Annotated in this window: 34 protein-coding genes; 11 read left to right on the top strand and 23 right to left on the bottom strand. The window is 39.1% G+C overall.

The features are described 5' to 3' along the window. The 15 genes from OK18_RS02135 to OK18_RS02070 form a co-directional block, all read right to left on the bottom strand. Nucleotides 1-300, bottom strand: coding sequence for a hypothetical protein (locus OK18_RS02135; protein WP_053326937.1), 300 nt, complete (start codon nucleotides 298-300; stop codon nucleotides 1-3). Then, nucleotides 300-446, bottom strand: coding sequence for a hypothetical protein (locus OK18_RS02130; protein WP_156173203.1), 147 nt, complete (start codon nucleotides 444-446; stop codon nucleotides 300-302). The genes OK18_RS02135 and OK18_RS02130 overlap by 1 nt, the downstream gene beginning before the upstream one ends. Nucleotides 447-477: 31 nt before the next feature. Beyond that, a complete protein-coding gene (locus OK18_RS02125) occupies nucleotides 478-774 on the bottom strand; it encodes a hypothetical protein (RefSeq protein ID WP_053326935.1) in 297 nt (98 codons plus the stop codon). Nucleotides 775-779: 5 nt separating this feature from the next. Beyond that, on the bottom strand, nucleotides 780-1,280 hold the full coding sequence (locus OK18_RS02120; RefSeq protein ID WP_053326934.1) for a hypothetical protein: 501 nt from the start codon (nucleotides 1,278-1,280) through the stop codon (nucleotides 780-782). Continuing rightward, a complete protein-coding gene (locus tag OK18_RS02115) occupies nucleotides 1,255-2,256 on the bottom strand; it encodes a hypothetical protein (RefSeq protein ID WP_053326933.1) in 1,002 nt (333 codons plus the stop codon). Before OK18_RS02115 ends, OK18_RS02120 begins: the two co-directional genes overlap by 26 nt. Continuing rightward, nucleotides 2,256-2,852 carry a DUF6046 domain-containing protein gene (locus tag OK18_RS02110; RefSeq protein ID WP_053326932.1) on the bottom strand — a complete coding sequence of 199 codons (597 nt, stop codon included), beginning with the start codon at nucleotides 2,850-2,852 and terminating at the stop codon, nucleotides 2,256-2,258. Before OK18_RS02110 ends, OK18_RS02115 begins: the two co-directional genes overlap by 1 nt. Then, nucleotides 2,839-2,991 (bottom strand): hypothetical protein, encoded by a 153-nt coding sequence (locus OK18_RS21025; RefSeq protein ID WP_156173200.1) that lies wholly within the window; start codon nucleotides 2,989-2,991, stop codon nucleotides 2,839-2,841. Before OK18_RS21025 ends, OK18_RS02110 begins: the two co-directional genes overlap by 14 nt. Before the next feature lie 44 nt (nucleotides 2,992-3,035). Next, nucleotides 3,036-3,371: a hypothetical protein gene (locus tag OK18_RS02105; protein WP_156173199.1), complete on the bottom strand. Its 336-nt coding sequence runs from the start codon at nucleotides 3,369-3,371 to the stop codon at nucleotides 3,036-3,038. Nucleotides 3,372-3,472: 101 nt separating this feature from the next. Beyond that, nucleotides 3,473-3,907 carry a hypothetical protein gene (locus OK18_RS02100; protein WP_053326930.1) on the bottom strand — a complete coding sequence of 145 codons (435 nt, stop codon included), beginning with the start codon at nucleotides 3,905-3,907 and terminating at the stop codon, nucleotides 3,473-3,475. A 2-nt stretch (nucleotides 3,908-3,909) separates the two neighbouring features. Beyond that, nucleotides 3,910-5,166 (bottom strand): DUF2586 family protein, encoded by a 1,257-nt coding sequence (locus OK18_RS02095; protein WP_053326929.1) that lies wholly within the window; start codon nucleotides 5,164-5,166, stop codon nucleotides 3,910-3,912. Next, nucleotides 5,135-5,680 (bottom strand): hypothetical protein, encoded by a 546-nt coding sequence (locus OK18_RS02090; protein ID WP_053326928.1) that lies wholly within the window; start codon nucleotides 5,678-5,680, stop codon nucleotides 5,135-5,137. The genes OK18_RS02095 and OK18_RS02090 overlap by 32 nt, the downstream gene beginning before the upstream one ends. Further along, a complete protein-coding gene (locus tag OK18_RS02085; protein ID WP_053326927.1) occupies nucleotides 5,673-6,185 on the bottom strand; it encodes a hypothetical protein in 513 nt (170 codons plus the stop codon). The genes OK18_RS02090 and OK18_RS02085 overlap by 8 nt, the downstream gene beginning before the upstream one ends. A gap of 1 nt (nucleotide 6,186) precedes the next feature. Then, entirely contained in the window at nucleotides 6,187-6,642 is a 456-nt protein-coding gene (locus OK18_RS02080; protein ID WP_053326926.1) for a CHAP domain-containing protein, read from the bottom strand. Nucleotides 6,643-6,653: 11 nt separating this feature from the next. Beyond that, entirely contained in the window at nucleotides 6,654-7,592 is a 939-nt protein-coding gene (locus tag OK18_RS02075) for a hypothetical protein (protein WP_053326925.1), read from the bottom strand. A gap of 3 nt (nucleotides 7,593-7,595) precedes the next feature. Further along, nucleotides 7,596-8,756, bottom strand: coding sequence for a head maturation protease, ClpP-related (locus tag OK18_RS02070; protein WP_053326924.1), 1,161 nt, complete (start codon nucleotides 8,754-8,756; stop codon nucleotides 7,596-7,598). A gap of 167 nt (nucleotides 8,757-8,923) precedes the next feature. Between OK18_RS02070 and OK18_RS02065 the strand changes: the two genes are divergently transcribed. Genes OK18_RS02065 through OK18_RS02035 form a run of 7 tightly spaced genes read left to right on the top strand, consistent with a single transcriptional unit; the run spans nucleotide 8,924 to nucleotide 16,777 of the window. Further along, complete coding sequence (locus tag OK18_RS02065) at nucleotides 8,924-9,355, top strand: hypothetical protein (protein WP_053326923.1); 432 nt, start codon at nucleotides 8,924-8,926, stop codon at nucleotides 9,353-9,355. Further along, a complete protein-coding gene (locus tag OK18_RS02060; RefSeq protein WP_053326922.1) occupies nucleotides 9,355-10,905 on the top strand; it encodes a hypothetical protein in 1,551 nt (516 codons plus the stop codon). Before OK18_RS02065 ends, OK18_RS02060 begins: the two co-directional genes overlap by 1 nt. 11 nt (nucleotides 10,906-10,916) lie before the next feature. After that, nucleotides 10,917-11,348 (top strand): phage protein Gp36 family protein, encoded by a 432-nt coding sequence (locus tag OK18_RS02055; protein ID WP_053326921.1) that lies wholly within the window; start codon nucleotides 10,917-10,919, stop codon nucleotides 11,346-11,348. Between the two features lie 22 nt (nucleotides 11,349-11,370). Further along, nucleotides 11,371-13,803 carry a phage portal protein family protein gene (locus tag OK18_RS02050; RefSeq protein WP_053326920.1) on the top strand — a complete coding sequence of 811 codons (2,433 nt, stop codon included), beginning with the start codon at nucleotides 11,371-11,373 and terminating at the stop codon, nucleotides 13,801-13,803. A 7-nt stretch (nucleotides 13,804-13,810) separates the two neighbouring features. Beyond that, nucleotides 13,811-15,727 (top strand): tape measure protein, encoded by a 1,917-nt coding sequence (locus OK18_RS02045; RefSeq protein WP_053326919.1) that lies wholly within the window; start codon nucleotides 13,811-13,813, stop codon nucleotides 15,725-15,727. Beyond that, entirely contained in the window at nucleotides 15,720-16,229 is a 510-nt protein-coding gene (locus tag OK18_RS02040) for a phage virion morphogenesis protein (protein ID WP_053326918.1), read from the top strand. Before OK18_RS02045 ends, OK18_RS02040 begins: the two co-directional genes overlap by 8 nt. Further along, complete coding sequence (locus OK18_RS02035; RefSeq protein WP_053326917.1) at nucleotides 16,226-16,777, top strand: hypothetical protein; 552 nt, start codon at nucleotides 16,226-16,228, stop codon at nucleotides 16,775-16,777. The genes OK18_RS02040 and OK18_RS02035 overlap by 4 nt, the downstream gene beginning before the upstream one ends. Here the strand turns inward: OK18_RS02035 and OK18_RS02030 are convergent, their stop codons facing one another. The 3 genes from OK18_RS02030 to OK18_RS02020 are packed head-to-tail and all read right to left on the bottom strand — an operon-like array spanning nucleotide 16,778 to nucleotide 17,848. Further along, nucleotides 16,778-17,299, bottom strand: a complete 522-nt coding sequence (locus OK18_RS02030) for a hypothetical protein (RefSeq protein WP_053326916.1) — start codon at nucleotides 17,297-17,299, stop codon at nucleotides 16,778-16,780. Nucleotides 17,300-17,301: 2 nt separating this feature from the next. After that, on the bottom strand, nucleotides 17,302-17,559 hold the full coding sequence (locus OK18_RS02025) for a hypothetical protein (RefSeq protein ID WP_156173198.1): 258 nt from the start codon (nucleotides 17,557-17,559) through the stop codon (nucleotides 17,302-17,304). Then, nucleotides 17,549-17,848 carry a hypothetical protein gene (locus tag OK18_RS02020; RefSeq protein ID WP_053326914.1) on the bottom strand — a complete coding sequence of 100 codons (300 nt, stop codon included), beginning with the start codon at nucleotides 17,846-17,848 and terminating at the stop codon, nucleotides 17,549-17,551. The genes OK18_RS02025 and OK18_RS02020 overlap by 11 nt, the downstream gene beginning before the upstream one ends. Nucleotides 17,849-18,575: 727 nt before the next feature. Between OK18_RS02020 and OK18_RS21570 the strand changes: the two genes are divergently transcribed. From OK18_RS21570 to OK18_RS02005, 3 genes are all read left to right on the top strand, one after another. Continuing rightward, nucleotides 18,576-20,810: an AHH domain-containing protein gene (locus tag OK18_RS21570; protein WP_053326913.1), complete on the top strand. Its 2,235-nt coding sequence runs from the start codon at nucleotides 18,576-18,578 to the stop codon at nucleotides 20,808-20,810. A gap of 3 nt (nucleotides 20,811-20,813) precedes the next feature. Then, nucleotides 20,814-21,551, top strand: coding sequence for an imm11 family protein (locus OK18_RS02010; RefSeq protein WP_053326912.1), 738 nt, complete (start codon nucleotides 20,814-20,816; stop codon nucleotides 21,549-21,551). 527 nt (nucleotides 21,552-22,078) lie between these two features. Beyond that, nucleotides 22,079-22,399 (top strand): hypothetical protein, encoded by a 321-nt coding sequence (locus OK18_RS02005; protein ID WP_053326911.1) that lies wholly within the window; start codon nucleotides 22,079-22,081, stop codon nucleotides 22,397-22,399. 84 nt (nucleotides 22,400-22,483) lie between these two features. On the opposite strand, the gene OK18_RS02000 is transcribed toward OK18_RS02005, so the two are convergent. Next, nucleotides 22,484-22,681: a hypothetical protein gene (locus tag OK18_RS02000; protein WP_053326910.1), complete on the bottom strand. Its 198-nt coding sequence runs from the start codon at nucleotides 22,679-22,681 to the stop codon at nucleotides 22,484-22,486. A 37-nt stretch (nucleotides 22,682-22,718) separates the two neighbouring features. Continuing rightward, nucleotides 22,719-22,958, bottom strand: coding sequence for a hypothetical protein (locus OK18_RS01995; RefSeq protein ID WP_053326909.1), 240 nt, complete (start codon nucleotides 22,956-22,958; stop codon nucleotides 22,719-22,721). Nucleotides 22,959-23,114: 156 nt separating this feature from the next. Here OK18_RS01995 and OK18_RS01990 point away from each other — a divergent pair, with 156 nt between their 5' ends. Beyond that, the gene (locus OK18_RS01990; protein ID WP_156173197.1) at nucleotides 23,115-23,285 is read left to right on the top strand and encodes a hypothetical protein; all 171 of its coding nucleotides are present in this window, start codon (nucleotides 23,115-23,117) and stop codon (nucleotides 23,283-23,285) included. 314 nt (nucleotides 23,286-23,599) lie between these two features. Here the strand turns inward: OK18_RS01990 and OK18_RS01985 are convergent, their stop codons facing one another. Genes OK18_RS01985 through OK18_RS01975 form a run of 3 tightly spaced genes read right to left on the bottom strand, consistent with a single transcriptional unit; the run spans nucleotide 23,600 to nucleotide 24,779 of the window. Then, on the bottom strand, nucleotides 23,600-24,259 hold the full coding sequence (locus OK18_RS01985; protein WP_053326907.1) for a DUF3164 family protein: 660 nt from the start codon (nucleotides 24,257-24,259) through the stop codon (nucleotides 23,600-23,602). 19 nt (nucleotides 24,260-24,278) lie between these two features. Then, nucleotides 24,279-24,476 (bottom strand): hypothetical protein, encoded by a 198-nt coding sequence (locus OK18_RS01980; protein ID WP_053326906.1) that lies wholly within the window; start codon nucleotides 24,474-24,476, stop codon nucleotides 24,279-24,281. 3 nt (nucleotides 24,477-24,479) lie between these two features. Next, entirely contained in the window at nucleotides 24,480-24,779 is a 300-nt protein-coding gene (locus OK18_RS01975; RefSeq protein ID WP_053326905.1) for a hypothetical protein, read from the bottom strand. Between the last annotated feature and the right edge of the window lie 13 nt (nucleotides 24,780-24,792).

Below are 24,792 nucleotides of genomic sequence, written 5' to 3'. Positions count from 1 at the left end.
TTAACTTACTTTAAAACCGTTTGCAATCTGCATATATCCGATACCTTTTAATGTTGGTATTTCGCTGTACTGTTCGGCTGTCGAACCCGTTGCCGGCTGTATGTTCTTAGCATTATAATAATTCAGTACATCTGTATTTTTAAATACATCCTCCGGAATTTCAGCGAGTGATCCTGCAGACAACACATCCGAAACTGACAAGCCATTAGCCACGGCAATGGCAAAGCAGTTTTCTACTGATCCCGTGTGTTGTATTGCAATGTCCAGAATAGACTGATTATTTAAAATAATTACTTTCATTATGTCACTTTTCCCTGTGTTAAAGGACTTCCCGCGCCACCACAAACTCCGGTTACAGTTCCACTTTTGACAAATTCCTCGATGGCGTCCGCCAATTCCTGAGCCGCTGTTTCTACATTACTTGTCGTTTTTGGTTTATTTAGCATAGTAATAAGCCTTTGGATGAGCTGAGCTTTATTAAGTGGCATCTCTTTGGGCGTTTATGGTGAAATTTTCAGCATCTTCAATTTTGAAGTCAATGCGAGTGAAGCCGTCATATTTAAGCTGTTCATTCACCTCACGGGTGATTCCTTGACGGGTATTTCTTGCCTTTAGCATTCTGGGGAGTTCAGCACCCAAAAGCGGTGTATTTTTAAATTCTCCTTTAAAAGCAATGAGTATGCTTTCTATTTCCTGCTGTTCTGATTCCCCAATCTGAAAGTCACCGTTTACAATGGAAATGTCGTTGTCTTCATTCAGTAGTATATCAATCATAATTTTTAAGTTAAAATTTTGTTTAATGCCTGTTTATTGGCGTTTACAATATCATCTTTGATCTGCATGATTGCCGGAACGTCAGGAGTTACACCAATTGAAACCACCACTTTTGCCAACTCATCACACAATTTTCCGAACCCGTCCTGAAACCCATTGAGGACTTCTTTTAAGTTTTCACCGTCACGGTTGAACTGAAAACCGGAACTATCAAATGTGAACTCCGATTTTTCGTTCCTGAAGTAAATCTTTTCAACCTCGCTTACGGAAAGGACTACAGCCTTATTATTGGTAGAATAAATTCCGATAGTGACAACACTGTTTATTTTGGGATATATCAATAATTTATTATCCTTATTTTCAATTATTGAATTGATTGAGCATTTTCTAAAATCGCTACCCGTTGTAAGGCTTATAACATGGCATTTATCATCAGTTATACTCACAACTTTTGCCGTATCTAAAACCACCGGAAACCTATTAAGTAATTTTTTTAAACTCTCCATCCCTGTATGTTCTTCCTATGTCAATCGTTCTTCTATAACCTCCGGTTGCGCTAACATTGATTTCGACTTCATCAACAAAGTTTTTGGTGTTCCTTTCTTCATATTTTTTATCTTTTACTTGTACTACCTGTCCGTGTTCCACACGCGACCAACCAAAAGAGGTTATAGTACCTTTATACCCGCCAAATCTTTTGAGACTTTTAAGACGATTTTCAGCCATTGCTTTCAGCTCCTTTTCTTTCATATCCATTGCAGGCACTTCCCAATGTTCAATATCTCCTCCGTCTTCTCCAACTTCGACCTGTGTATAGCTGCCATCCTTATTTTTAGATTTTGCATACAGTTTTACCTTTGCTTCATCCGGGAAAATATATTGCAGGTTGTGATCAATAATATTCTCGCAGTATTCAAACACTGGCTGAGTCTTTGAAACTTTCTCGTCTGAATAGATTTTACCGCATACCAGGCGTCCGTCTCTGAAAAAAGTATAAATGCCCGCTTTCTCCTGAAGCTCATTAAAAACTTTTACAGCGGTAGTCTGTTTCATCGAAAAATCTCCGTAGACTTCATCAATACAATCGAGTTCATACCCCGGAGCCACAGCCTGAATAATTTGCTGTACCGTAGCATTCTCAATAGACACGCTTGTTTCTCTTCTTTTGAGCTGCCACATTTCATCCTCGCAAATCAATTCATAGGGTATATTAACCCGTGGCGACCTTGCCACATAACCGGTAAACTCTGTAAATAACTGGCGGTTGTATCCCAGTTTGATTTCTACCTTGTCACCGACTTTTATAAAATTTCCGAGGTGTTCCACCGGTTTTAAAATCCCGTTAACATCATAATAATAGATGGCTTTCGGAAGTTTGATTGCCGCAGTATCGGTAAAGGTTCGCCAACTTTTTTTAATATTAATTTCCGTTGCCGCCGTGAACTTTAATTTTCCGATCAATATTTCAATACAGGGTACCATTACGGGGAGATTATAAAAGGAATTTTACTTTTTGCCTCAATTTCAAAAGCCTGAATATGCGAGTATCCGATCGACGGCGTTAAGGTCAGCTTGTGAATGCTCATATAATGAATACCGAGCATCGTTAATAAGGTTCCTTCGCATTCCAGAAGTGAGGTTTTGAGTTCACAAACCCGTTGCAATTCCTTAACCTGCTGTTCCGGGTAATCCGTACTGTCATAATTGATAATAAGCCCTCTAATGGTCAATTGCCAGTCATCCAGAGCGATAAGTTCCTCTACGTTTCCGTCACGCCCGAAAATATCGGTTTCCACAATCTTTTTAGGTCTTATGGGTTCAATAGTCGTTTCAAGAGGAAAAGAATACCCGCCGAACTGTTCACCGGTTCCTTCAATATAAGAGGGCTTTAGGTCTATAAAATCCCAGACCGGCGTTCCCATGACGGAAACTTTGGCAAGTTCATTATTAGTTGGCAGCACCTGTATATCATCTAAACCGTTAAAAAGTGCATCTGCTACGGTCTGAGTGGCAAACCCAAGCTTAAACGGAAAGTGCTGTTTAATCAGTTCTTTAACGTTAATATTATAACTCGACATTTTCTCCCTCTTTTGCGTTAGCTCTTTTGTTCTCAAAAAACAGTACCCATTTCAGCTGTTCCCATTTATTCCAGAAGGTCTGGTCATCCAGTTCCTCTGGATAAGGAATTTTAAAATGATAGCTTATAAGGGCACCCACTTTTCGTATGAAATCAAATCCGGCTTCCTTATTGATCGGAAGCCCTAAACTTCCCCCAGTTCTGCTTCTAAAAATTTGATAATACCCGATGCCTGAATTGCCGCCGTATCGGCAATGTCACCGCTCATTTTTAGCCTTTCATCACCGCCAAGCCAGCAGTTATCCCGGATAAATTCCCCGCATTCTAAAATTTTATTTTGTGAATACATGGAAAGCGCGGTGGCTTTGATTTCTCTTCCCGGCGGTTTCAGATAACCGACAATAGGGTTTCCGTCTTTATCTTTTACCGTCAGCTTGTGGAGCTTATCCGTTTTAAATTTTTTCTTCCACTCTGCGATTTGTTCAGCGGTGATATTACCTTCCTGTGTTTCGTTTTTCATTTTTTTAAGTCTTATTTTTTCAGTTAATTGGTTGTTAGTGTCTTTTGATGTAAATGGGATGCCCATTTCACGGCATTTGTCCCTTAATTCCTGCCGGTTCATTATGCTGCAAAGTCTATATCGTGAATGTATAATGGACTTTCTACGACCAGAGCATCATTGCTTCCTGCCTCGGCTGATCTTCCGTTCTCCTTGAACTTACAGCCGTAAAGGACATGACAAACCTGTAATCCGGTGTCATCAACATAGGAAACTGTGATCGGGAAAGGCGGAATGTCCTGAAGGGTTTTTCCTTTTGGCAGTTTCGCCTGAATAGCGTCCACCGTTTCACTCAAAAGCCCGATGCTTCCTTCGCATATTTCGTCGCCTTGTGTATATCCAACCGATTTGGTGGTTCCCACGACCTTTACCGGATCAATGGCGTCGGTTCTTTTGTATTCTATTTTGGTAACGCCCATGAAGGTCGCGCCCAAAGCGGTAATACGGACATTTCCGTAATTCCTGTATTTTCCGTTTATTCTTGTCTGAGTAACCATTTTTATTGAGTATTTAAAGGGTTTCTGAAACCCACTTTTAAGGTAATCCTCCTTCCGATAGCTACCGGAATAAAGGTCAACAGCACGATAAATTCACTTGTCGCCAGTACATTTTGCTCTGGATTGATGTACGCATCCACACCGCCGCTTATATCTCCGTTTGCCACCATCGGGTCAAGCGAAACCTTTGTAATGGTTTCTAAGTCCTTAACCGTTTCCGGTGCCATAAATCCCGTGCTTTCATCCACGTATATACGTCCCTTCACTTTCGGGGTTAGTGCTGCCTTGGCGAGTTTGATCGCCTTTTTTATGGTTCTGTTATTTTCCCCATAGGCAAAATCCGAGGTAATTTTAGCACAGGTATGCGTATCGTTGATATAGATTCCTGCAGTTGAAGAAATCCCGCCCAGATTAACAATGGGAGCAAAATAGATGTAGCCTTTATCGTCCAGATTATCCAAATCCGTATCCGAATAATCACTCAGTTTATTACCGGAACTCAGGCCCGGAATGATAAAGGTGTTCGCATCAACGTTGGTCAGGTTAAAATCACCTATTTGTTCCCCTGCGTTCTGTGAAACATCTGCCTTAGAAACCATTGCGGTATAATCTTCAACAGCTGCATAGCCTTTGTATAGGTTATCCCTGTTAGAAACCTGATAATCTGAACCGATCACCACAGAAATGTCCGGGCATTCGCTTAAGAGTGTTCTTAAATTAAGAGCCGCCGCCGATGTTCCAGAAAAGCTTCTGCCCTCAATGTAAATTTCACAGTAGCGGTCTTTTGCCCATTCGGAATCTGCCAAAGCCTGTGCCTTGTAAATAGCATCAATACTATCCTTATCGAGTCCTGTTTCTATGGTTGGTGTATAATCCTCATCCGGATTTAATGAAACTGAGGCTTGAACAATTTCACCGGCTTTATCCCGTAATAATTTGGCTAAATAGTTATTGTCCTTATCCACCATCTGCGTTAGGGTTACGCCCTGAGCCACTGGCATAAAATATACTGTTATTGATGGGTTATGAACAAAGAACCTCCGTAACCTTTCATATACGAGTACCTTGTTGGTCTGGTCATATTCCTCACTAAGCCCCAATGATTCGACCTCCTGAATATTTTTTAATGTGTAAATATTTCCCAATACCATTTCAGAAGTGGCAACAGCGTTCATCACGCTGCCGGTCACCATATCGGCGGAGGGGTTCCTTCTCCCAAGCCCGCCATTAAGCTTTTGTACTATCAGTCTGGGACGCATCTTTTTTGGTTTTAATAGTTGGGGTTTTATTTAAAGCTTCAATCTGTTTATTGGCTGCTTCCAGTTGCCCCTTTAAATTTTCGTTATCCTTTTCAACATTGGAAAGCCTTTCTACTTCGGCACCCATTTCGGTAAGCAAGCGGTCTTTTTCAACATATTTTTCACGAAGCGAGATAACAGCGGTAACGGTTTCGTCCGTGTCAGCGTTTGCCGGTTCATAGTCCTGGTCAAGATCACAAACCGCTGCCACATCTTCGATAATTCCTTCTAAAGACTTTCTTACCAGTTCAGAATTGTGCAGAGCTTCCTGTAAATCCGAATCGTCCTCGTCCTCATACCCTTCACGAAAAAAGACTTCCGGCTGATTTTCAAACCCTCTTAATTCGTGGTAATCTTTAGCCGCCTTTTCTTCAAAAAAACACTGCCCGTTTTCTGAAATAAAGATTTTATTAGCCTCCGGGTATTTTTCAAAAAGCGCGTTGGCTTTTTCCTGAAATTTCTTTTTATTAGACATGAAGTGAATTTTTAATTTTAATAGTGATGACAAACCCGATCAGGAAAAGAAAAATCCCACCCGCCCACATCAATATTTTATGATACCATGCAAAGGGCTTTTCGATCTCAACCGGTTGAATGCGTTCTTTGAGCCGCGATTCGTAATAAGCCGTAAGCTGTGCTTTGACCTGTTCTACTTCCTTGCGGCATTCAACCGTTAGCTTTCCGTTTTCGTCCAGTATAACTTTAGGCTTCTGTAACGACTTGCTGCGGTCTGGGTTCTTGGCTCTTTTTTCTCTGTTCTCCGGCTTGGGTTCCCTTAGAACCGGTTTACCGTTAATGCATTCAATCCAGGCGTTGTAATAAGTAGAATCTGCCTGAACCTCCAACACCGTATCCCGGATGACCTGTTTTACAAATCGGGTGTCGGTGATTGTTTCCGGCGGCAGTGGCTTCCTGCTTCCACAGGAAACCAACAGTGCCAGACAAAATAAAATAGATATAGAGTTAAAAAAAGATTTCATTTTAATAGTTTAAATAACCTTTAATAGTAGTTCTCAGGCGTTTTTTCCTGCATACTTTAATCCCCTCACGGCTACCGGCGTCATTGGTATTTCCTTCTATGGTATAAATAAATTGACTGTCGAAATTTTCAACGAGACCGGTATGCCCTTGCCCTTTGCCGAAATCCATAATAAACACGGATCCGATAGCGGGATTAGAGGATTTTATATTGTTAGCGGCTTTATTCCAAGCGGCTAACACACCGCCTGTTTTGATTGCCGTATTATTAACATTCATTGTTTGGGAAGCCTGACGGAAACACCAATACACAAAAGCCATGCACCACGGGGCGGCAAAGCCGATCCCCACACTGGAGAGGTAACTTTTAACTGGTTCTCCCCAGTTGGATCCGGGCGGGTTTTCCTGTTTCCCGATCTGTGTAGCCGCAATTTCCAAGGCTTTAATAGATAATTTCATTGTTTATGCTTTTAACCGTTATCAGAAATGATTGCTCCAAACCCGTACTCCTGCTTTTTATCACAAAGCCCGTATGCCTGTAATCTGAACTCGGAAGTAGGATCCGCATTAGTGGTGTCCTGATATTCCGGTTTATAAAGGATTTTTAATTTTTCCAGATGGTACACCGTATTTGGCGTATAGAAAAATGTTGAAGCATATTGATCGCCGTCTTCCCTGATTGCGCCACGCGCTTTCAGCTCTCCAGTAGCAGAATACAACGGAGCCGCGTTATTTTCCCACATCCTCATTTTATAGAACCTCTTGAACTCCCCGGTATCTTTGTCAAATTCCAGATTATCCCTGTGGTTAGCGGTTCCCGCCTTATCAATTTTAAGATCGGAACGGTGTTCCGAGTTTAGGATCATGTTCCAGAAGTTCGGAGATTCCGAGGTATCGTCATCAATCAGATTCAAGGTTTCAATTTCATTATAGAAATTGATCAGGTCTTGAAACGTCAGTCTTTTTCTGCCGTTAAATACCGCCCCTGTTGTTCTGAGTACGGGCATCGCTCCAGAAACATTCTCAGCGGGTGCCAGTTTGTTCATCACATAATCGCGGATCCCGATCCTGAATCCCTGAGAATGTTTTACACGCACCTCGGCTCTTTTGTCAAAAGCTAAAGCCCTGACCTCCGCGTCTGTTACCTTTGTCGGATCGGTATCCAGTTTATCCCACGGGATAATATTGTTTTTACCGGACATTGATTTTGCGGTGAAGGGAGCCGTATTATTGACATAAAACCCAACATTATTAATCAGCTTATTTTGACGTAACCCGTCTGCAGCAATAGCTCCTTCCGGTGCCGGTTCCAGTGCCACCAAAAATTTATCATTGTAGTTTTTAAACTCCTTCAGTAATTGTGGGGCTACAAATTTATTCAGGTATAACCCGTCTATTAATTCTGCCATTTTTTAGTCTTCAAATTCAGCGTTAAACAATTTTTCAAATTCTTCTTTGGCTTCTTCGTTAAGCCTTTCCAGACCTTTCGGATCCTTTTCCTGCCAGTCGGAGAACGTCCATTTTTCACGTCCGTTTAACAGTTCGTGCTTACCTCCGTCCACTATCGGTTTTAGTCTTTCTAACCCCGCGTTGGGATCAGGTTTGCCGGACATTCTTTCGAGTGATTTTGCTACGAGTGCATAATTTTGGGTGGCATCTTTGATCCATTCGTCCTTTTCGGCATTGGTGATCTTACCGGATTTTAAGGCTCCGGAAATCAAAACTTCCGCCTGTGTTTCCTTAAATTCCTTTAGCTCATTTTCGAGCGTATCGGTTCTTTTTGCTTTTCCAAGCAACTCTTCCAGATGCTGTTCAAATTCTTTATCCGAAGACGAAGCGGTTAATTTTCCCGCCAATCCTGCCGCAGCTAAAGCGGCGAAAATTGCTTCCTTTTTCATTTCAGTATGTTGATTAATATTATTGTCCTCAGGGGGGTCGGGATACAGATTAAAGCATTCAAAGGCTTCTTCTGGAGTTTTGTTTGTGATGTTTTCGGCTTCCTGCCCAGTCTTTCTTTTTTTGGTAGGCTTAATCACCCGGTCACAAATTCCCAGTTCTAAGCACTTATCGGAACTCAGCCAGTGATCCTGCCCGGAATCGAACCAGTTTTTAATCGTCTGTTCATCTGCTTTTGTTCTTTCGCCAAAGATTTTCCCGAGCCTTTCTTCGCAGTTTTCAATCTGCTGAATCCCGTTTTTAAAATCATTTTTATTTCCGAAACATCCGGCTGTTACAGCGTGCATCATAAAGAAGGCGTTATCGTTCATCTCGATTTCATCACCGGCAAGGGCAATCACCCCGCCCATTGATGCCGCCATTCCCTCAACAATGACTTTGGTATGTCCTTCTGAATTTAGGATCAGGTCATAAATGGCGAGTCCCTCATACACGGAACCGCCCCCGCAGTGCATTCTTATGGTTAAATCACTATGAGTTTGCAATGCATCCCTAAAAACCTGTTGGAACCTTTTATAGTCGAACTCATCATATTTTCCGATATAACCGTACATCCTGATTTCGGCACCGCCGGAAACCTGATTTTTGAGTTCATAATGGAAGGGTTTTTTAGACATTTCTTTGATTTTGATAAGGCAAAGATTGGCTGAAAAACACCCCGAAAAAAGCTGCCGGTTAGCGGCTAAATATTTTCATTTAGTGGTTATATATTTTCATGTAGCCACTAACAGCCAGCTTCGGTAATGCCCTTATATAAAGCAATTTTGCTTCATATATATAAGGAATGAATGAAAAGAAAAAGCTGACCAATGACGAGAAATATGCCATTGCTCAGGACTTGTTTTTGGAAACGGACAAAACACAGAAGGAAATAGCAGAAATCATTCACGTCACAGAAAAAACGTTGGGCAAATGGAAAACCGAGGGTGAATGGGATTTGCTTAAAAGCGCATCAACGGTTACCGCCCGAAAGATCATTGAAAACTTGTATAAAAAGGCGCATGCCCTGAGTGAAGATCCGAAGAGTAAACCCAATGATATTATTCAGATTGCCAACAGTATTGAAAAGCTGTCGAATAAAAAAGTAACCATCAGCCAGATCATTAATGTATTTAAGGATTTCACGACGTACGCCTTTACTCAGGACGCAGAACTGGCAAAAGAAATCAACCTGCTGCAAAAAAAATACGTGGACTATAAAATCGGGGAAAAGTAATGTCGGCACTCACCATCACAAAAAGGGATTATAACGAATGGCTGGAGTTCTGTTCACAGGTACAGAACAGTGCTGCCGTTGCCTTTAATGATACGGAGGAAACGCAAAAATTAAGAATTAAAAGGGCATTAACCGACTATAATTTTTTTGTTAAAACCTATTTTGAATTATACGCAGATGCTGATTGCGCGGATTTTCAGATTGAATTTGCCAACGCCTGCCTTGATGATCCTAACTTTTTCGGGATTGCTGAATGGCCTCGGGAACACGCAAAATCGGTACACCTGACGATCATTATACCCATGTGGCTCATTGCCCACGGGCAGCTTACAGGAATGCTTTTAATGGGGAAAAATGAGGATGACGCGTGTAATCTGTTATCCGACCTTCAGGCGCAGCTGCAATACAATAAACTCTTTGCCCATGACTTTGGGGAGCAATATAATTTCGGGTCATGGGAGGACGGGGATTTTACAACAAAAGACGGAATCCGATTCCTTGCCTTTGGTCGTGATCAGTCCCCGCGTGGGGCAAGGGAAAACGAAAAACGTCCCAATTACGGTGTGGTGGATGACGTGGATGATGACGACATTGTTCACAATCCGAAAAGGGTGGATAAGGTGGTTAAAAAGATTTTAGGAGCCATGTATTTTGCCCTTAGTATCAAAGGGGCGCGTTTCGCTATGGGCGGGAACCGTATTCACCATAATTCAATCCTTGCCAATATCGTAGGAGATACCAAACCCGGAGCTAAGAAAAGAGAGGGCATTTATCATTCCAAAGTAAAAGCCATCGAAAACGGAAAGCCGGCTTGGTGGCAGCGGTATTCATTACAAGAACTCCTGCGGAAAATTGCCAAGGCGGGAACCGTTCTTGCCAAGCAGGAATTTTTTCACGAAACGGATATTGAAGGAAAAATCTTTAAAAACAAATATTTCCGTTTTGCCAAACTTCCGCACCTCTCCAAAATGGATATCATCATCGGGTATTTTGATCCGAGTTTTGAAAATAGCCAGACTTCGGACTTTAAAGCCGTATCAGTTTGGGGACAGGACAAGTTCAAACGCTACTGTATTAAAAGGTTCACTCGACGCTGCGAACTTGAGGACGTTTTCGAGTGGATGATCAAAGTTGAGAAAAACCTGCCGCCCGGTGTGGGGATCATCTGGTATATGGAAAAACAATTTTACACCCGACCGGTAAAAAAAGCCCTCAGACGCGCCTGTAAAAAATACAAATACCCGCTTAGTGTACTGACCGACGAAAGGCAAAAACCCAATAAATACACCCGTATGGTAAGAATGGAGCCGGAATACTCGTCCGGAAACGTGGTCTACAATGTAGAGGAAGAAAACGATCCGGATATGGTGGAAGGAAACTTACAGGTCAAGGGAATAGAACCGGGATATAATACCGCGGACGACGCTCCGGATGCCGACGAAGGCGCGTGGTTCTTTCTGGATCAGTTTGTTGTTTCTGATTCGGAAGACTGGGACGAAGATTCCCTCGGCATGGGAAAACACGAAAGAAAAAATGATAACGCTTATTAAAAATTGGAACAATGCCTTTTTTAACTGATACAGACTACGAAGTACAGATCCGAAACTGGATTAAACAGATTATTATCCAAAGGAAAGAAGATGTTCAGCACCAAGCCGAGCTTGCCGCTCAGGCGGAAATGGAAAGCTACCTGAGACAACGGTACAACGTGGTGCAGATATTTTCCGCTACCGGAGCCGATAGAAACGCGCTTATTATTATGTACATGGTTGACATCGCTATTTATCATTTACACGCTAATTCTGCGGGAGATGTTATTCCTGAGCTTAGGATTATCCGCTATAACGCTGCCAAAGACTGGCTGAAAGCCGTATCCAAAGGGGATATTTCACCGGATTTGCCGGAGAAACCCGACGAAGGAGAAAGTGGAGAAGGAACCGGAAGCCAGGTTATCGAATTTGGAAGCAACCCGAAATATTCGGAACGCTATTAATCACCTTTTAAATACCTTTTAAATGAAATTTAAAATACAAGCGGTCAGTGATTTTTTACATAATGCCTTCGTTGGCGGTAAAGATAAAGACTATGAAAGAGCCGTCACTCAGATGGTAGATGCGATCAAGCGTCAGCGGACTTTCTACAATAAGGAAATCAGGGATTGGAAAATTGCGAGAGCTACAGCCCTTGATCCGATAATGCCACGCCGTAAGATGCTTATTGACATTATGGAGGAAGTGTTGGACGATCCTTTTATTTACGGGCGCAGCGAAACCCGTAAACTCAGGGTTTCCAATAAATCGGTTGCCATTGTTGATAAAGACGGGGAAATTAACGAGGAAAAGACCAAGCTGCTACAAAAGCTTTGGTTTAAGAACCTTATAAAATATACCCTTGACAGCATTTATTTCAGCTATACACTCATGTACCCAAAGGAACTGGACGAAAACGGATTTATTAAAAACCTGTCCTTTGTGTACCGGGATCATATTGTACCGGAAACCACAGAAATATTAATCTATCCTTATGATCTGCAGGGCGAAAACTTCAGGGATGGAGACCTTAAAAAATGGATGTTGTGGGTGAATCATGAGCATTCCATCGGGCTTTTAAATAAGGCGATCCCGCTATGGATTTTTAAAAAGCATTCATGGCAGAACTGGGATGAGTTCGAGGAAATGTTCGGAATCCCGATGCGTACCGCAAAGGTTGCTTCAACGGATCCGCGTGTAAAAAAAGAAGTTGATAAATGGTTAAAAGATTTGGGTTCCGCCGGATGGGCAAGGTTCCCGGAAGGGGTGGAAATTGACATCAAAGAGTCCAACAGCCGTGACAGCTTTAACGTGTTTAACGAAAAAAGAAAAGCCTGTAACGAAGAGCTTGCCAATCTTTTTGACGGAAATTCCGAAACGGCAAAAGATACCGGAAGCCGGGCTAAAACGGGAGAAATCATTAACGGGACTCAAAAGCTCATCACAATGGACGATGAAACCTTTGTGATGTTTTTTATCAATGATGATGTCTTGCCGTGGCTCCGCGGGTTGGGCTATCCTTTTGAAGAAACAGACACCTGTATATGGAATGATAACGAAAAATTAACCCCAAAGGAAAGACTGGAAATTTTCAAGGGGGTTAAAGATTTAGGGTACAAAATCAAAAAGGAACAGATCGAAACCGAGCTGGACGTGGAAATTGTCGGAGAAGTTTCCGGCGGTGAGCCGCCGCAGCCTATTCCACAAAATAGGCGCACAAATTTTAATACGCCTCACAATCATTTTTCAGGTTGTGAGGCAGAAATGGAACACCCAGCAAATGTCAGGGATATAACGCCACAGGAAGAAAATTTTTTGCGGCAGCTGTATGAAAATCCCGGAACCATCAATTGGAGCTACAACGAATTTAAAGCATCGCATACTCCATTATTGGAGGCTATAAAACAGGGGTTCGGGAAAATGGACTTTGATTTTGACAGTACCGACCACCGCAGGATGAGGGCTTGGATGAATAATATACACCGGTTCGGGGTTGACAAAACGCAGGCGGAAGTCTACGAGCTTAATGAGATGCTGAAGGATCCTGAAGTAAAAAGTTTTAACGATTTCAGGAATAAGGCAAAATCAGTATTTCCGAACTATAAGGAATTGTATTTGAGAACGGAATGGGATCACGCCAATGCCACCTCCAATATGGCGGCGCGGTATCTGGAAATGATGGACGACGTAGAAATTGCACCTTACTGGAGATTGAATGCCATTATAGATGACGGAACGACTGTTATTTGTAGAAGTCTGGACGGGAAAGTCTTTGACAAGAGGGATCAAAATTCATGGAAATTCCTGCCTCCGCTTCATTGGAAATGCCGCACCGATGCTGAGGATATTTTCGATGATTACGACGGGGAAATTACAAGCTTTGACGGTGCCAAAGAAATTGATCCGGATGGTTGGGAAAGAATGCAGAAACAAGGCTTTGATGTCAACTGGGGAGATAGTGATCAGGTCTTTACCCAAGCGCAAAGCTATTTAAAAAAGCTGCCGCAAGATGCCATGCCCATTAATGTGGATGATTTGGGAATTACTGATTACGGGCTTTCAGAATGGGCAAAGGTCAAAAAAAATTCTTACCCGGAAAAAGCGGTTACCATTAAAAGCCATATTGATAAAACCGGAATGGCGCGAATTATAACCTCTGAAAATTTACCAGTCTGGATTGATGCCAAAGCCTCAAAATTAGATGATCAACTATTTACCCAGATCAGGGAAACGCTTATGAAACCGGATGAGGTCTACTGGAGTGATTCCAGTAAAGTTCCGCAGTCGGTATTTATACGATTTTATAAGGATGGAGCTTTTAAAGTGACCACCGAATCGGTAAAAGTAACCGATTTTGAATTGATCGCCGATGCGGATACAATCCGTAAAGGTTTGCTTGTCAATACCACTAAAAAATAAAATAAAAATGAACGGTTTACAATATGCTTTAGATTTAATTGACCGCTCCTTTAGTAACGGGATCAGCCGTGCACGAAATGAAACACGGGGCTTGGATAATGCTGTGAATACGACCAATAGCGGTATCGGGAGGTTAAAAAATACCGGACAAAGCACTTTTAGCAGTCTTGCACAATACGCCAAGACTGCCGGGATTGCCATTCTTGCTGCATTGTCTGTGGGTGCGGTGATCAACTTCGGAAAAGAAATAACTGGTATTACTTCAAAATTCGAGGGAATGGAAAATGCAATTGTTTTTGCTTCCGGTCAGGAAGGGGCAAAAAACATGGCGTTTCTTGATACTACAATAAAAGACCTTAACCTTAATATGGAATCCTCATATAAAGGATTTCAGACGTTAACCGGATCCCTCAAAGGGACTGCCCTCGAAGGACAGGCGACGCGGGATATTTTCGAAGCTGTCGGAATTGCCGCTTCGGTGATGAACCTGTCGGCGGAACAAAGTGAGGGGGCTTTCTTGGCTCTTTCACAAATGGCTTCTAAAGGAAAAGTTTCTGCCGAGGAACTCAGGGGGCAGTTGGGGGAAAGGATTCCGGGTGCGTTGGGTATTGCTGCCCGCGCTATGGGAATGACGCAGGCACAGTTTAACGAAATGTTAGACAGTGGTAAAATTATGGCGGAGGATTTCCTGCCCAAATTTTCAAAAGAATTAAAAAACACTTTTGAGGGCGGCTTACCTGCAGCAATGAACTCGATGCAATCAGCTATCAACAGGCAGGAAAATGCGTTAACACAGTTTAAACTGAAAACCGGAGAAACATTCCGCCCGCTGATTATAGGAGTATTGGATGCCGGAAATTACCTGTTCGGATTCCTGGCTGATATGATGAATTATACCGAGCCGGTTAAAAATGCACTTTCAGGTGTGGCGGAAGCTTTTCAGCCGGTGATTGATGCAATCAGGAATAGTGATTTTGTACGGCTTTCAGGGGATACCAACTTTGCCAAAATGGCAATGGAAGGTATTGCCGGGGTTATTAGATTTTTAACCCCTCTTTTTGAACTGATCGGAAAAATACTTGGTGGCGTGGAAACGGCTCTTAATTATGTTCGTATTGCCTTAATGGATAATATAATGGCAATGTATGAATCCGGGAACGTTGCTCAGTTCCTTTCCAATATCATGGGTGTTTTAACATGGGTATGGGAATTAATCGCTCCGGCAATTAGCTACGTAGGAGAAATATTGGGCGTTGTGATCGGCGTTGTTTTTAAAGCCGTAGACGCGATTCTCGGTGTTATCAATGCGATATATGAATGGGGTAAAAAAACGGTCTGGGTACAACGGTTATTAAATGCTCTTGTCGGGGTGGTTCATTCCGTATTTAAAAGCATTAAAGATATTGCGGTCAATATTTTAGGCGGAGTGGGCGATTTGCTCGTGGGCATTTTTACCCTTGATACGGATAAAATAAAGTCAGCATTATCAAAGGGTTTCGGTGCCGTAAAAGATACAGCAAAATTAATCCCCAACGTAGTAAAAGGAGCTTATGACGGATGGAACAAAGAACTGGAAAAACCGGTTAAAAAAGCCGTTAAGATCACCACCCAAAATAAAATAACTACGGCCGCTGGTGTTCCGCCGTCTGCAGGCTTGGTTCCACCGGGTGGAAAACCTGCCGCAGCTTTGGATCCACAGACTGGAGGAAGTGCGAAAGGCAAAAAGGACAAAGCCAAAAATTTATTGTCTGGAACCGGAACCGGCGGGGACGGTAAAAAAATGATTTTCAATATTCAGTCTTTTGTTAAGGAATTGACCATTAAGACTACCAACATCAAAGAAAACCCGCAGGAGATCAGGAAAATACTGGAACAGATATTTAATGAAATGATCGTCGATATAGAAATCAGAGCCAATGCGTAACCAGAATAATGCTCAGGAGTTTGACAGGCTCCGCGCAAAATACAGGAATTTTAAAAGAACCATTCCTCAGAAAGCAGCCATTACAATGGTGAATTTTTTTAAACGAAATTTTAACGTTGGTGGCTTTGTGGATGTTCCTTTCCAGAAATGGAAGAAAAGCAGCTATCCCGGAGCGAGAACCACAATGGTACGTTCCGGGAATACACGAAGGGAAATTAAAAAAATACAGGTTTCGGAATCGCGTGTTGTTGTGGGAATTGGGAATCATAACCATTATGCCAAAATCCATAATGAGGGTGGAAAAATTCTCATCACCCCAAAGATGCGCAGGTTCTTCTGGGCAAAATATAAGGAATCGGGAAAGGAGTACTGGAAATGGCTCGCCCTGACAACAAAAACACATATTGATATCCCGCAGCGAAAATTTATTGGCGATTCAAAGGCACTCGAAAAAACATTGGATCGTATGTTAATATCAGAACTTAAAAAAATAATATCATGAGCATAAAAGGAATTGTATTTAAAGAAATATCCGACCATCTGGAAGCTCAGGTGGAGGAACTGATCTATATAGATAAAGACCGCGGGCAGGTTGAAAAGGAAAATATTGTCATGGTTCCGAAACCCGCCGTTTTAATCGCGTTTATGCGTTTCGAGTGGTCAGACATCGGGAATGGGATTAAAGAGGGAAAAGGCGTTGTCCGTGTACGTGTAATTTGTGAGAATTATGCAGAAAGTTATACGGGGAGTATTGACCAGGAACTGGCATTGGCTTTTTTTGATCTTAACGAAAAAGTGGATGCTGCACTGGAAGGATTGAGCGGTACAAAATTCAGTGAATTAAAAAAGGTGGCTGACGAGGACGACTTGGATCATAACAATGTTATCGTTACGGTTTACGAATATGAAGCCACCATTACCGATGATACAAAGGCGAATTGTTCCCAAATGATAAAGGTTGATGCCGAACCTATTGTTAAGTATGTTGCAAAAGAAAACCTGCCGGAAAGGCAGGTTAATACTGAGTCGGATTTTATTGTTAAAATGTGATTACTTATAATAATCTTTTGCCGTAGTTACTACTATTTTAGACTGTCCGTTACTTCCAACTGAAAGTGCGGCAACATCGGATAAAAAACGCGTGGTAACTGTTTCTCCCGGCTTGGTATCTTTAAAGTTAATAGCACGACTCCAAAAGTTTACATAAAATTTAATGATGTTCTCAGTATCGCCTGAAATATCTACTTTCTGAGTAATTGGGAAATCATATCCTTTAACTTTCTTGTTTAAATAATTTACCCATATTACTGCCGGCTTTGCGTTTCCTGATACAATTTGTTGTACATATTTCTGTTTAAAATTTTCGCCGCGTTGCGTAAATTTTTCATCTGGATTAAAACCCATTTTATGTAAAAAATGATTGATTGCAAACCCACCTTCACGATCTATTCCAATATTAGTTAATAAAGTTTCATATTCATTTCCTGCCGCCGCAGATATATCTTCATCTTGCAGTTGTGTTTGAGAAAAGCATAAAAAAGGAAATAATAAAAGGAATAGTATTTGTTTCATAATTAAAGGTTTTTGTAATGCCCGGTTCTTCTGACAATTAACCAAATTGTCTCTCTTTTCAATGATCCGATATATTCATCTGCAAGCAGGTCTAATACATGCTCACTATCGAGATGTTTAGTATCGGTATAATAAGCAAAGCGTTTACGAATACGCTCATTTCGCTTAATAATATCGTCTTGTTTTGTGTCTTTTACTTCTGCCATAATACAAAAGTAAAAAGTATTCTCATTTCGTGCAAGTTGGCGTTTATTTGCCATTAATATATTTGTAATTTCCGTAATAATCGTTTAATAGATCTATTATTGAAATAATTAAGCTATCAAGTACCATAAGGGCTTTTTCATCACTTACACTACCGTCACTCATCCTTATCGGATTGGGAGTTTTCAAAACTTCTTTATAAATCAGTCTTAATTTAATTTTAAACTCCTCAATATGAGTCTGGTTGCTTATGCCCTTTATAATATTTAATAATTGTAAATACATCCATCGCCTATCATTCTTTTGCAAAGACTCTAAATCATTTATATACTTTAAATAATCCATACTCAAAAGTAATAAATTTTGAAGCACTTACTATTATAGATCTGTTTTCCCTAAATCAAACAAAGCTATACAGAAAAAATAAAATGTTATTACGAAATACCGTAAAAATACGGTAGTATTGTTTTCAAAAAAATTATTAAATTTGGCTCACAATTTTAACGATACACAGCGTAAGCTATCGTTTTGGACAAGGAAAACTGCGAATCTTCTAACGCCCAAACTCGATAGACTTACGCCCGTGCTTACTATATGGGTGCGGGCTAAGTCTTTCTGGGCGTCGGGTTCTTCGCAGTACCTCCTTGTCGGATTGGCTTTAGTTCCGCACCTTTCCATTTTTAGGAATTGGCGGATCGCCGAATTTTAGCTTACCTGAGAAAATATTAAAAATTCATGGTTATTAGTTTTACAGTATGGAGATACTGGTGATGTTCCCGTAAAAGGGACTTTGTAGAACTGCCCAATTAATGCTTGAAAAAAACGGGCGGTTCTACTTTTTAATTATGAATGAGTAAAACGGGGGAAGTTACCTATAAAAATACGGGGAAAATACCTATGTAGTAAATGAGTGATTTTACTTATAATTGACGTCGAATTAAAATATTAAAAAACAACACAAAAATTATGGAAAGAATACGCGGTGACACCGTTCCCCACCTTAAATGGCAGTTTCAATTTAGATATGAAACAACTCTTAATCATCAAATAACAATTTATTAATTATTTAACCATGAAAAAGAATTTTTTAATTCTAATGGGATTGGTCTTATCCCTATTATTTAGTATTCAGTCTTGTAGAAATGAAAGCTTTGCTTTAGAACAGGAACAAGAACAACATTTTAATAAAAACATTGCGGTTCTAAACAAAAAAGAATTTGAAAGCAAGTTGCCTCTTTACAAAGAAGTTGAAAAACTCAAGAATAATTTTTTTAGGCAAACTACCGCTACCGCAAAAACTCCACAGGATCCCATTTTAGATGGAGCTATTATTGAAACGGATCACGTTTTAGAAATTACTGATGGTACAAAAAGAACCTATACAATTCCTGTATCCAGAACTTTTCCAAATAGTATAATAGAAAATCTTGTATTGAGAGAAAATTCTGATAATACTTATTCGGGAGCATTAATACAATATAATCTCACAAAAGAGGAAAAGGATCGATATATGAATGGTGAGCCAGTGAATTTAACTGGTAAAATTAAATCTTATGTCATCAATAATCTTTCTATTACAGGAAGAGGTTCAACCTATTCATATTATGAAGGATGTTGGGAATATGTTTATGAGACTAATCCTTGTACAGCCGGTGGAAATCATGAATATGGAGATGGTAGTTGTACTGCATTAGGTACGGGTCAAGCTGCTCAACCTGCTCAAATTATTGCGGCTTATAACCACTGTGGCGATGGTGGCGATGGCGGCGGTGGCGGTTCTACCGGAGGTGGTTCTACCGGAGGTGGTTCTACAGGTGGTGGATCTACAGGTGGTGGATCTACCGGGGGCGGTTCTACTGGAGGTGGTTCTACTGGAGGTGGTTCTACAGGTGGTGGTTCTACCGGAGGCGGTTCTACTGGAGGTTCTGGTGGAGGTTCTGGTGGTGTTGGAGGCGGTTATATAGAAAACCCAACAAATCCATACAACACATTTATCTTTCAATCATTTGATGATATGTTTAATATGTGTGCTGAAGGCGACTCAGTTTGTGAGGCTGAGCGACAGCTTGATATACAGGTACAGCAATATTTGTTATCTTTAAATCATCAGGTAAGCTCATTAGCCGCATATAATGGAGTGTTATTTACTATTAAAGATTATTTTAGGATAGGAGGGTCTGGGGATGATTTTTTAACACAAAACCTCACCAACATAGCTTCATGGTTCAACACACAGAATAATACTGATACAACTGTAAAGTTGAATAATTTCAAGTTTGCAAATTTCACTTTAAAGTTTCTAATTAATAATCCGGACGTATCATGGGAACAATTCCAAAGATGGTTTATTCAAGGATATGAATATGGTTATAGAAACAAGCTTACTTCGTTATCGACAGATGAATTAACAGAGTTAGTAAATGTTAATAAAGAAATTGAAGCATCACCATACGAAGAAGAAGTTGTAAAAGAAACCAATGAGGCATTTGTGGCGTTTACATCTTATGCAGATGTTGAAAGTATGACTGACGCCCAAATAGAAAATGTATTAAACCAATGTTGTCCTTCTATAATTATTGTCCCGCAACATCTGATTCAAGAAAAAACTAAAATGATTGTTGCCAATTATAAGTTTAACAGAAAATTCTATCCAGAATGGAGTAAGGCAAAATGTTTCTGGGAAGCGTCTCGAGAAACCATACAATTGTTATTAGATTTAGGAGGATTAGTTCCTGTTATTGGTGAAGTATGTGACATAACAAATGGTGTGATCTATACCATACAAGGTGACGGATTGAATGCAAGTTTAAGTTATGCTTCGGCAATACCTATTGCAGGTTGGTTTGCATCAGGATCAAAATTTGGAGTAAAAGTCATGAATGCTTCTGATATAGCTTCCAGACAATTACTAAAATGGGTTGTTGGTACAGATGGGTTAATTAAATTTGGCTATTCAAGCCAATTAAGAAAAGTTCTAAAATTAACTGACGTTACAAAACAGGCACATCACATTATACCTTGGGCATATAATATACAGACACATCCTATTGTACAAAAAGCCGCTAAATCAATGAACGCATTTCATTTGAATGAAGCCTTAAATGGTATTGCTGTGGCATCATGGAGAAATCAACCAAATCACAATCTTTACAATAATAGAATTTTCACTAAATTGGAGCAATTTAAACAATTAAACCCCAATGCAACTCCTAATCAATGTTATGATGCGTTAATGGATATTATTAATGATGCAAGACAAGCCATTATTAATAACCCTAATACACATTTAAATGATTTAGTATTTTAGATTATGAAGTATTATAAGATAAATTTTACGCTAAATACAAAGTTAAGAGGTAATGATAACTTTATTAAAGATTATAAACTTAAGATTCCCACTGGAAAGCTTTTTTGGGAAGAACCAAAATTTATTGGTAATGTTTATAATGAAAAGATTGATTTTGAGCCTTACTTAGTAGATATTGAGCTTTTTGCCAACTCCAAAATAACTGACCTAATAATGGATGGAGGTGTAGTATCTTCAAAATTAATTTTGAGTGGTAAGCTAAAGTCAATAATAGAAAAATATAGAAAAACGGGTATTCAATTTTTTAATATAAACATCATTAAAAAGAATGAAACCTATAATGATTATTGGTTGTTAAACTTGTATGAGTTAAATCAAGAGTATATTGATTTTGCAAACTCAAAGATTGTTTATAGCAAGAAAAAAGTTGGAGGAGGAACAGAACAAGTTATATTAAAAATTAATTCATTAAGAGATTTTGAAGATTACGTACACAAGGCAAAAGAAAAACTTGAAATAATTACAATTGAAAAGTTAGCACTGTATGAAAATATAATTGTTGAAGATTTTTTTGCTTTGAAATATGTTACTGGGGGATTAGGATATTATGTTTCAGAAAAATTGAAAAATGATATTGAACAAGCGGGATGTACAGGTATTGAGTTCCAGCCTTCAGAACTAAGTTACAACGAATGGGTTATTCCCGGTGGGGTAAGAGAGCAGATTTATGGAAAGATTTAAATGTAGTACTCTTATAATTTTTTTAAGTTTGGGCATTAATGCCCAAACTTTTAAACCAATAACACCTACAATAGGTGAAATTATATTTAGTGAAGGTTACTTTTTATTTTATTTGTAGGAGATATAATATATAAAAGAGAAATGTAGGTTACAACTATAATTAAATTCTTACATAGCAAATCTTAGAAGCATATTATCCTCTCGAAATCTTAGAAACACAAAATAACATCAAAAGATTTGAGAGAATTATCTATTAGAAAAATTACTATTCAGTAATATCCCTTTACCTCATACTATAGGCAATCAAAGTCATTTAACATTTTAAATTACATCTTAGTTTTAAGATGGATATGATATTGCATAAATAAATCCAAATCTATAATAGTTAGGAAGATGAATAAAAAAGAAATAATTTCTCTAATAGTCCTATTACTGATACTTTGTTTACTAAATATCTTATTTGTTAACAAATTTTACAAAGTCAAATCAGAAAACAGAGAAATATCAACCCCTAAAACAATATTTTAATGAAATTTATCGAGATAATAGAGGCTATTAGAACAAATACAATATATGAATTTTTAGAGGAGAATTCTATCAATATTAAGTATGAATCAATTGATGTTTACGCCGAAAATTATATTGACGAAGATTCTAAATTTTGCTTCTTAGACATAAAAGAAGCAGACAGAAAAAAAACATTTGAATGGAACGGAATCACTTATGAAAATCTTTACACCTTAACCAAATTAGTTGACATTGTCAATGACTTAATAAAACAAGACCCCAAAATGACCAGTGTAGGAATAATTTATGAAATTTTAGATAATATTCTCAATGGTGAATAAAGTCTGCAATTTCAATAATATATTCTCATCTGGATAAAAATAAAAAAGCATCCATTCGGATGCTTTTTTATTTTTATCCACTGATTAATTTTTATCCAGTAAAAATTCGATGTCATAGGATTCTAAATCGTAATAATCTACTTTTCCGTGATTATTCTCAATGATAGCGTAAAGAAAAGTTTCTCCAGTATCATAACTTTTAGTAAACCATATATGAAATTTCCCCTCAAATTTAGTTCCTGAATATTTCTCAGTCACCTTTACTCCTCTTAAATCTGCCATAATAATTACTTTTATTGATTATATACAAAAATGATTGTTAATTTAATCTTTGGTTAGGAACCCAGCCTTCTCCGTAAGATCCTTTTTCATGAAGCCAGTCAGTTCCGCAAATTTTACACGTGTAATAATACTCGTCTACTGAACCGAACATTGATTCAAAAGGTCTAAAACCTGTATTTTTTAGATTTTCATGCGGGGAGTCATACCTACCTTTGCCGATCAGATTTTTGCAATCATTACATAGTTCCTGACTGTCGTTTTCCTCTTTTTTTTCCATGATAATATCTTTTATACTAATATAGTGATAAAATATTCTCCTGAGTAAGTTAAAGAAGGATTTATTTAAGGCTTTAGCTTGCTTTATATAACAGCTATGTTTTATATTTGCTGTACAAAATAACATTATAGCACATTCATTATGAGCAATTTAAGCATGAAAAAACCCGAGGGGAATTTACAAACACAAGACGGTGAAATTTTGAATTATAGAATTTATTCAGACGGTGGGGTTAAAATTGAAGGAGAAAATATGAGAGGAGATTTCAATAGTTTATCTGTTGCAAATGAATATATAAAATTAAACAATATCAAAATCATTAATTAGAAATGAAAACAGCTGTTTATTTCAATCAGGCAAAAAATGAAACCTATGAATTGGGGGGAGTTACGAATATACAACAGGCATACGATCTATATAAATTTGTTTGTAGCAGAAACAACTGGAATTCGTCAATGTTTACTTATGATGTTATAGTGAGATTGAAGTAAGAGTACTCCACAGAAATAAAATACTCCCTTATTGGCAAAGCTAATAAGGGAGTTTATTTTAAATCAACCATTATTATTGTATTTATGGTATTCTAATTTTGATAAATTCGGGGGTTTTCCCGATAATTTTAAACGTTGAAAATGTAAGTATTACAGAGCCGAGAAATTGAGTTCTATTCTTTCAAATTTACCTTCTTCATTCTGTTTCTCGAAATCATACTGGTAACCTTTCAAAAAATTGCTGTAACTCTGTTTCAAAAGCCTTAAACCCTCTTTCCATCTTGGATCATCAAAACGCGTTTCATGGCTTAATAAATTCATTACACTTGCATAGTCGAGATCACCTTTTTTGTTTTTTACTAAAAACCCGATCAACATTTCAAATAAATCTTTGTCCCTCTTTTTCACAGTGTCGTACAGGAATGCGCGGATCAACTCCAAAGCTTTAGTACTCCTTTCGTCCCAAGTGGGCTGTGTATCACGGCGGCGTTTAATTCTGATTGTTTTATCACTGTGCATCAAAGAAAATCCCCCTTTGGAATTGCTACGGATTTTTCCGTACTCATTTAATTTCTCCTGGTGTTTTTCCATCTTGGCATGAGTAAGTTTTTTCAATAAATACGATTTGCTTTCAACTTCCAGAGCTAAGGCAATCAATTCTCCCATATCGCTGTCCCTTTCAGCTTCATAGGCACGCTTTTCTTTTTCCTGCCGATCTGCCTCCATTTTTCTTTTATGGTTGAGTACGGCTTCCATTTCTTCTGCAGACAATTCGTCAATTGGTCTTTTTAATAGTTCTTCGATATTCATAATTTGTAATTTTTAATAATTAGTTCTTCTGTATAAGGTTGTCGATTTTCTCCTTTTTACCGTCGCGTTTCCCGTCTTTATATCCCTTATCATAGGTTTTCTTCGATTCGCCGTTTAAAAGGGCTATATTCTTTTGATGAGCCTGTATTTGCTGCGAGACGGTTGTCGCCAAAGTATAATTTTTCAAAATCTCATCCAATAATTCTGTGGCTTCCATGTCCTAAAATATAAGTTTGGTTAATTCCGGTTTGTATTCCGGGAAATAGTTTAAATAATTTTCAGTTTCTACCCACAGGTCTAATTCCGGATCATGGAAATATTGAAAGCGGTCTTCCCCGTAATGCATCACCGGCGGTTCCCAGTTTTCATTGATGATCCACTCATACGCAGCCAGAATTTTTGGCGTTGTAGAGTTAAATTTCTCTCCTCTGTACAAATGGATCCTTACCCGTTCCGTCCAGTCTAAAAACCTGACAAGGCTGTCCAGTTGTAGAATTTTTAATAATATGTCGTTGTTCATTGTATTTCTAATT

Source organism: Chryseobacterium gallinarum, assembly GCF_001021975.1.
Lineage (GTDB): Bacteria > Bacteroidota > Bacteroidia > Flavobacteriales > Weeksellaceae > Chryseobacterium > Chryseobacterium gallinarum.
Note: the sequence above shows the minus strand (reverse complement) of the source record. Positions and strands in the feature narration are given on the sequence as shown.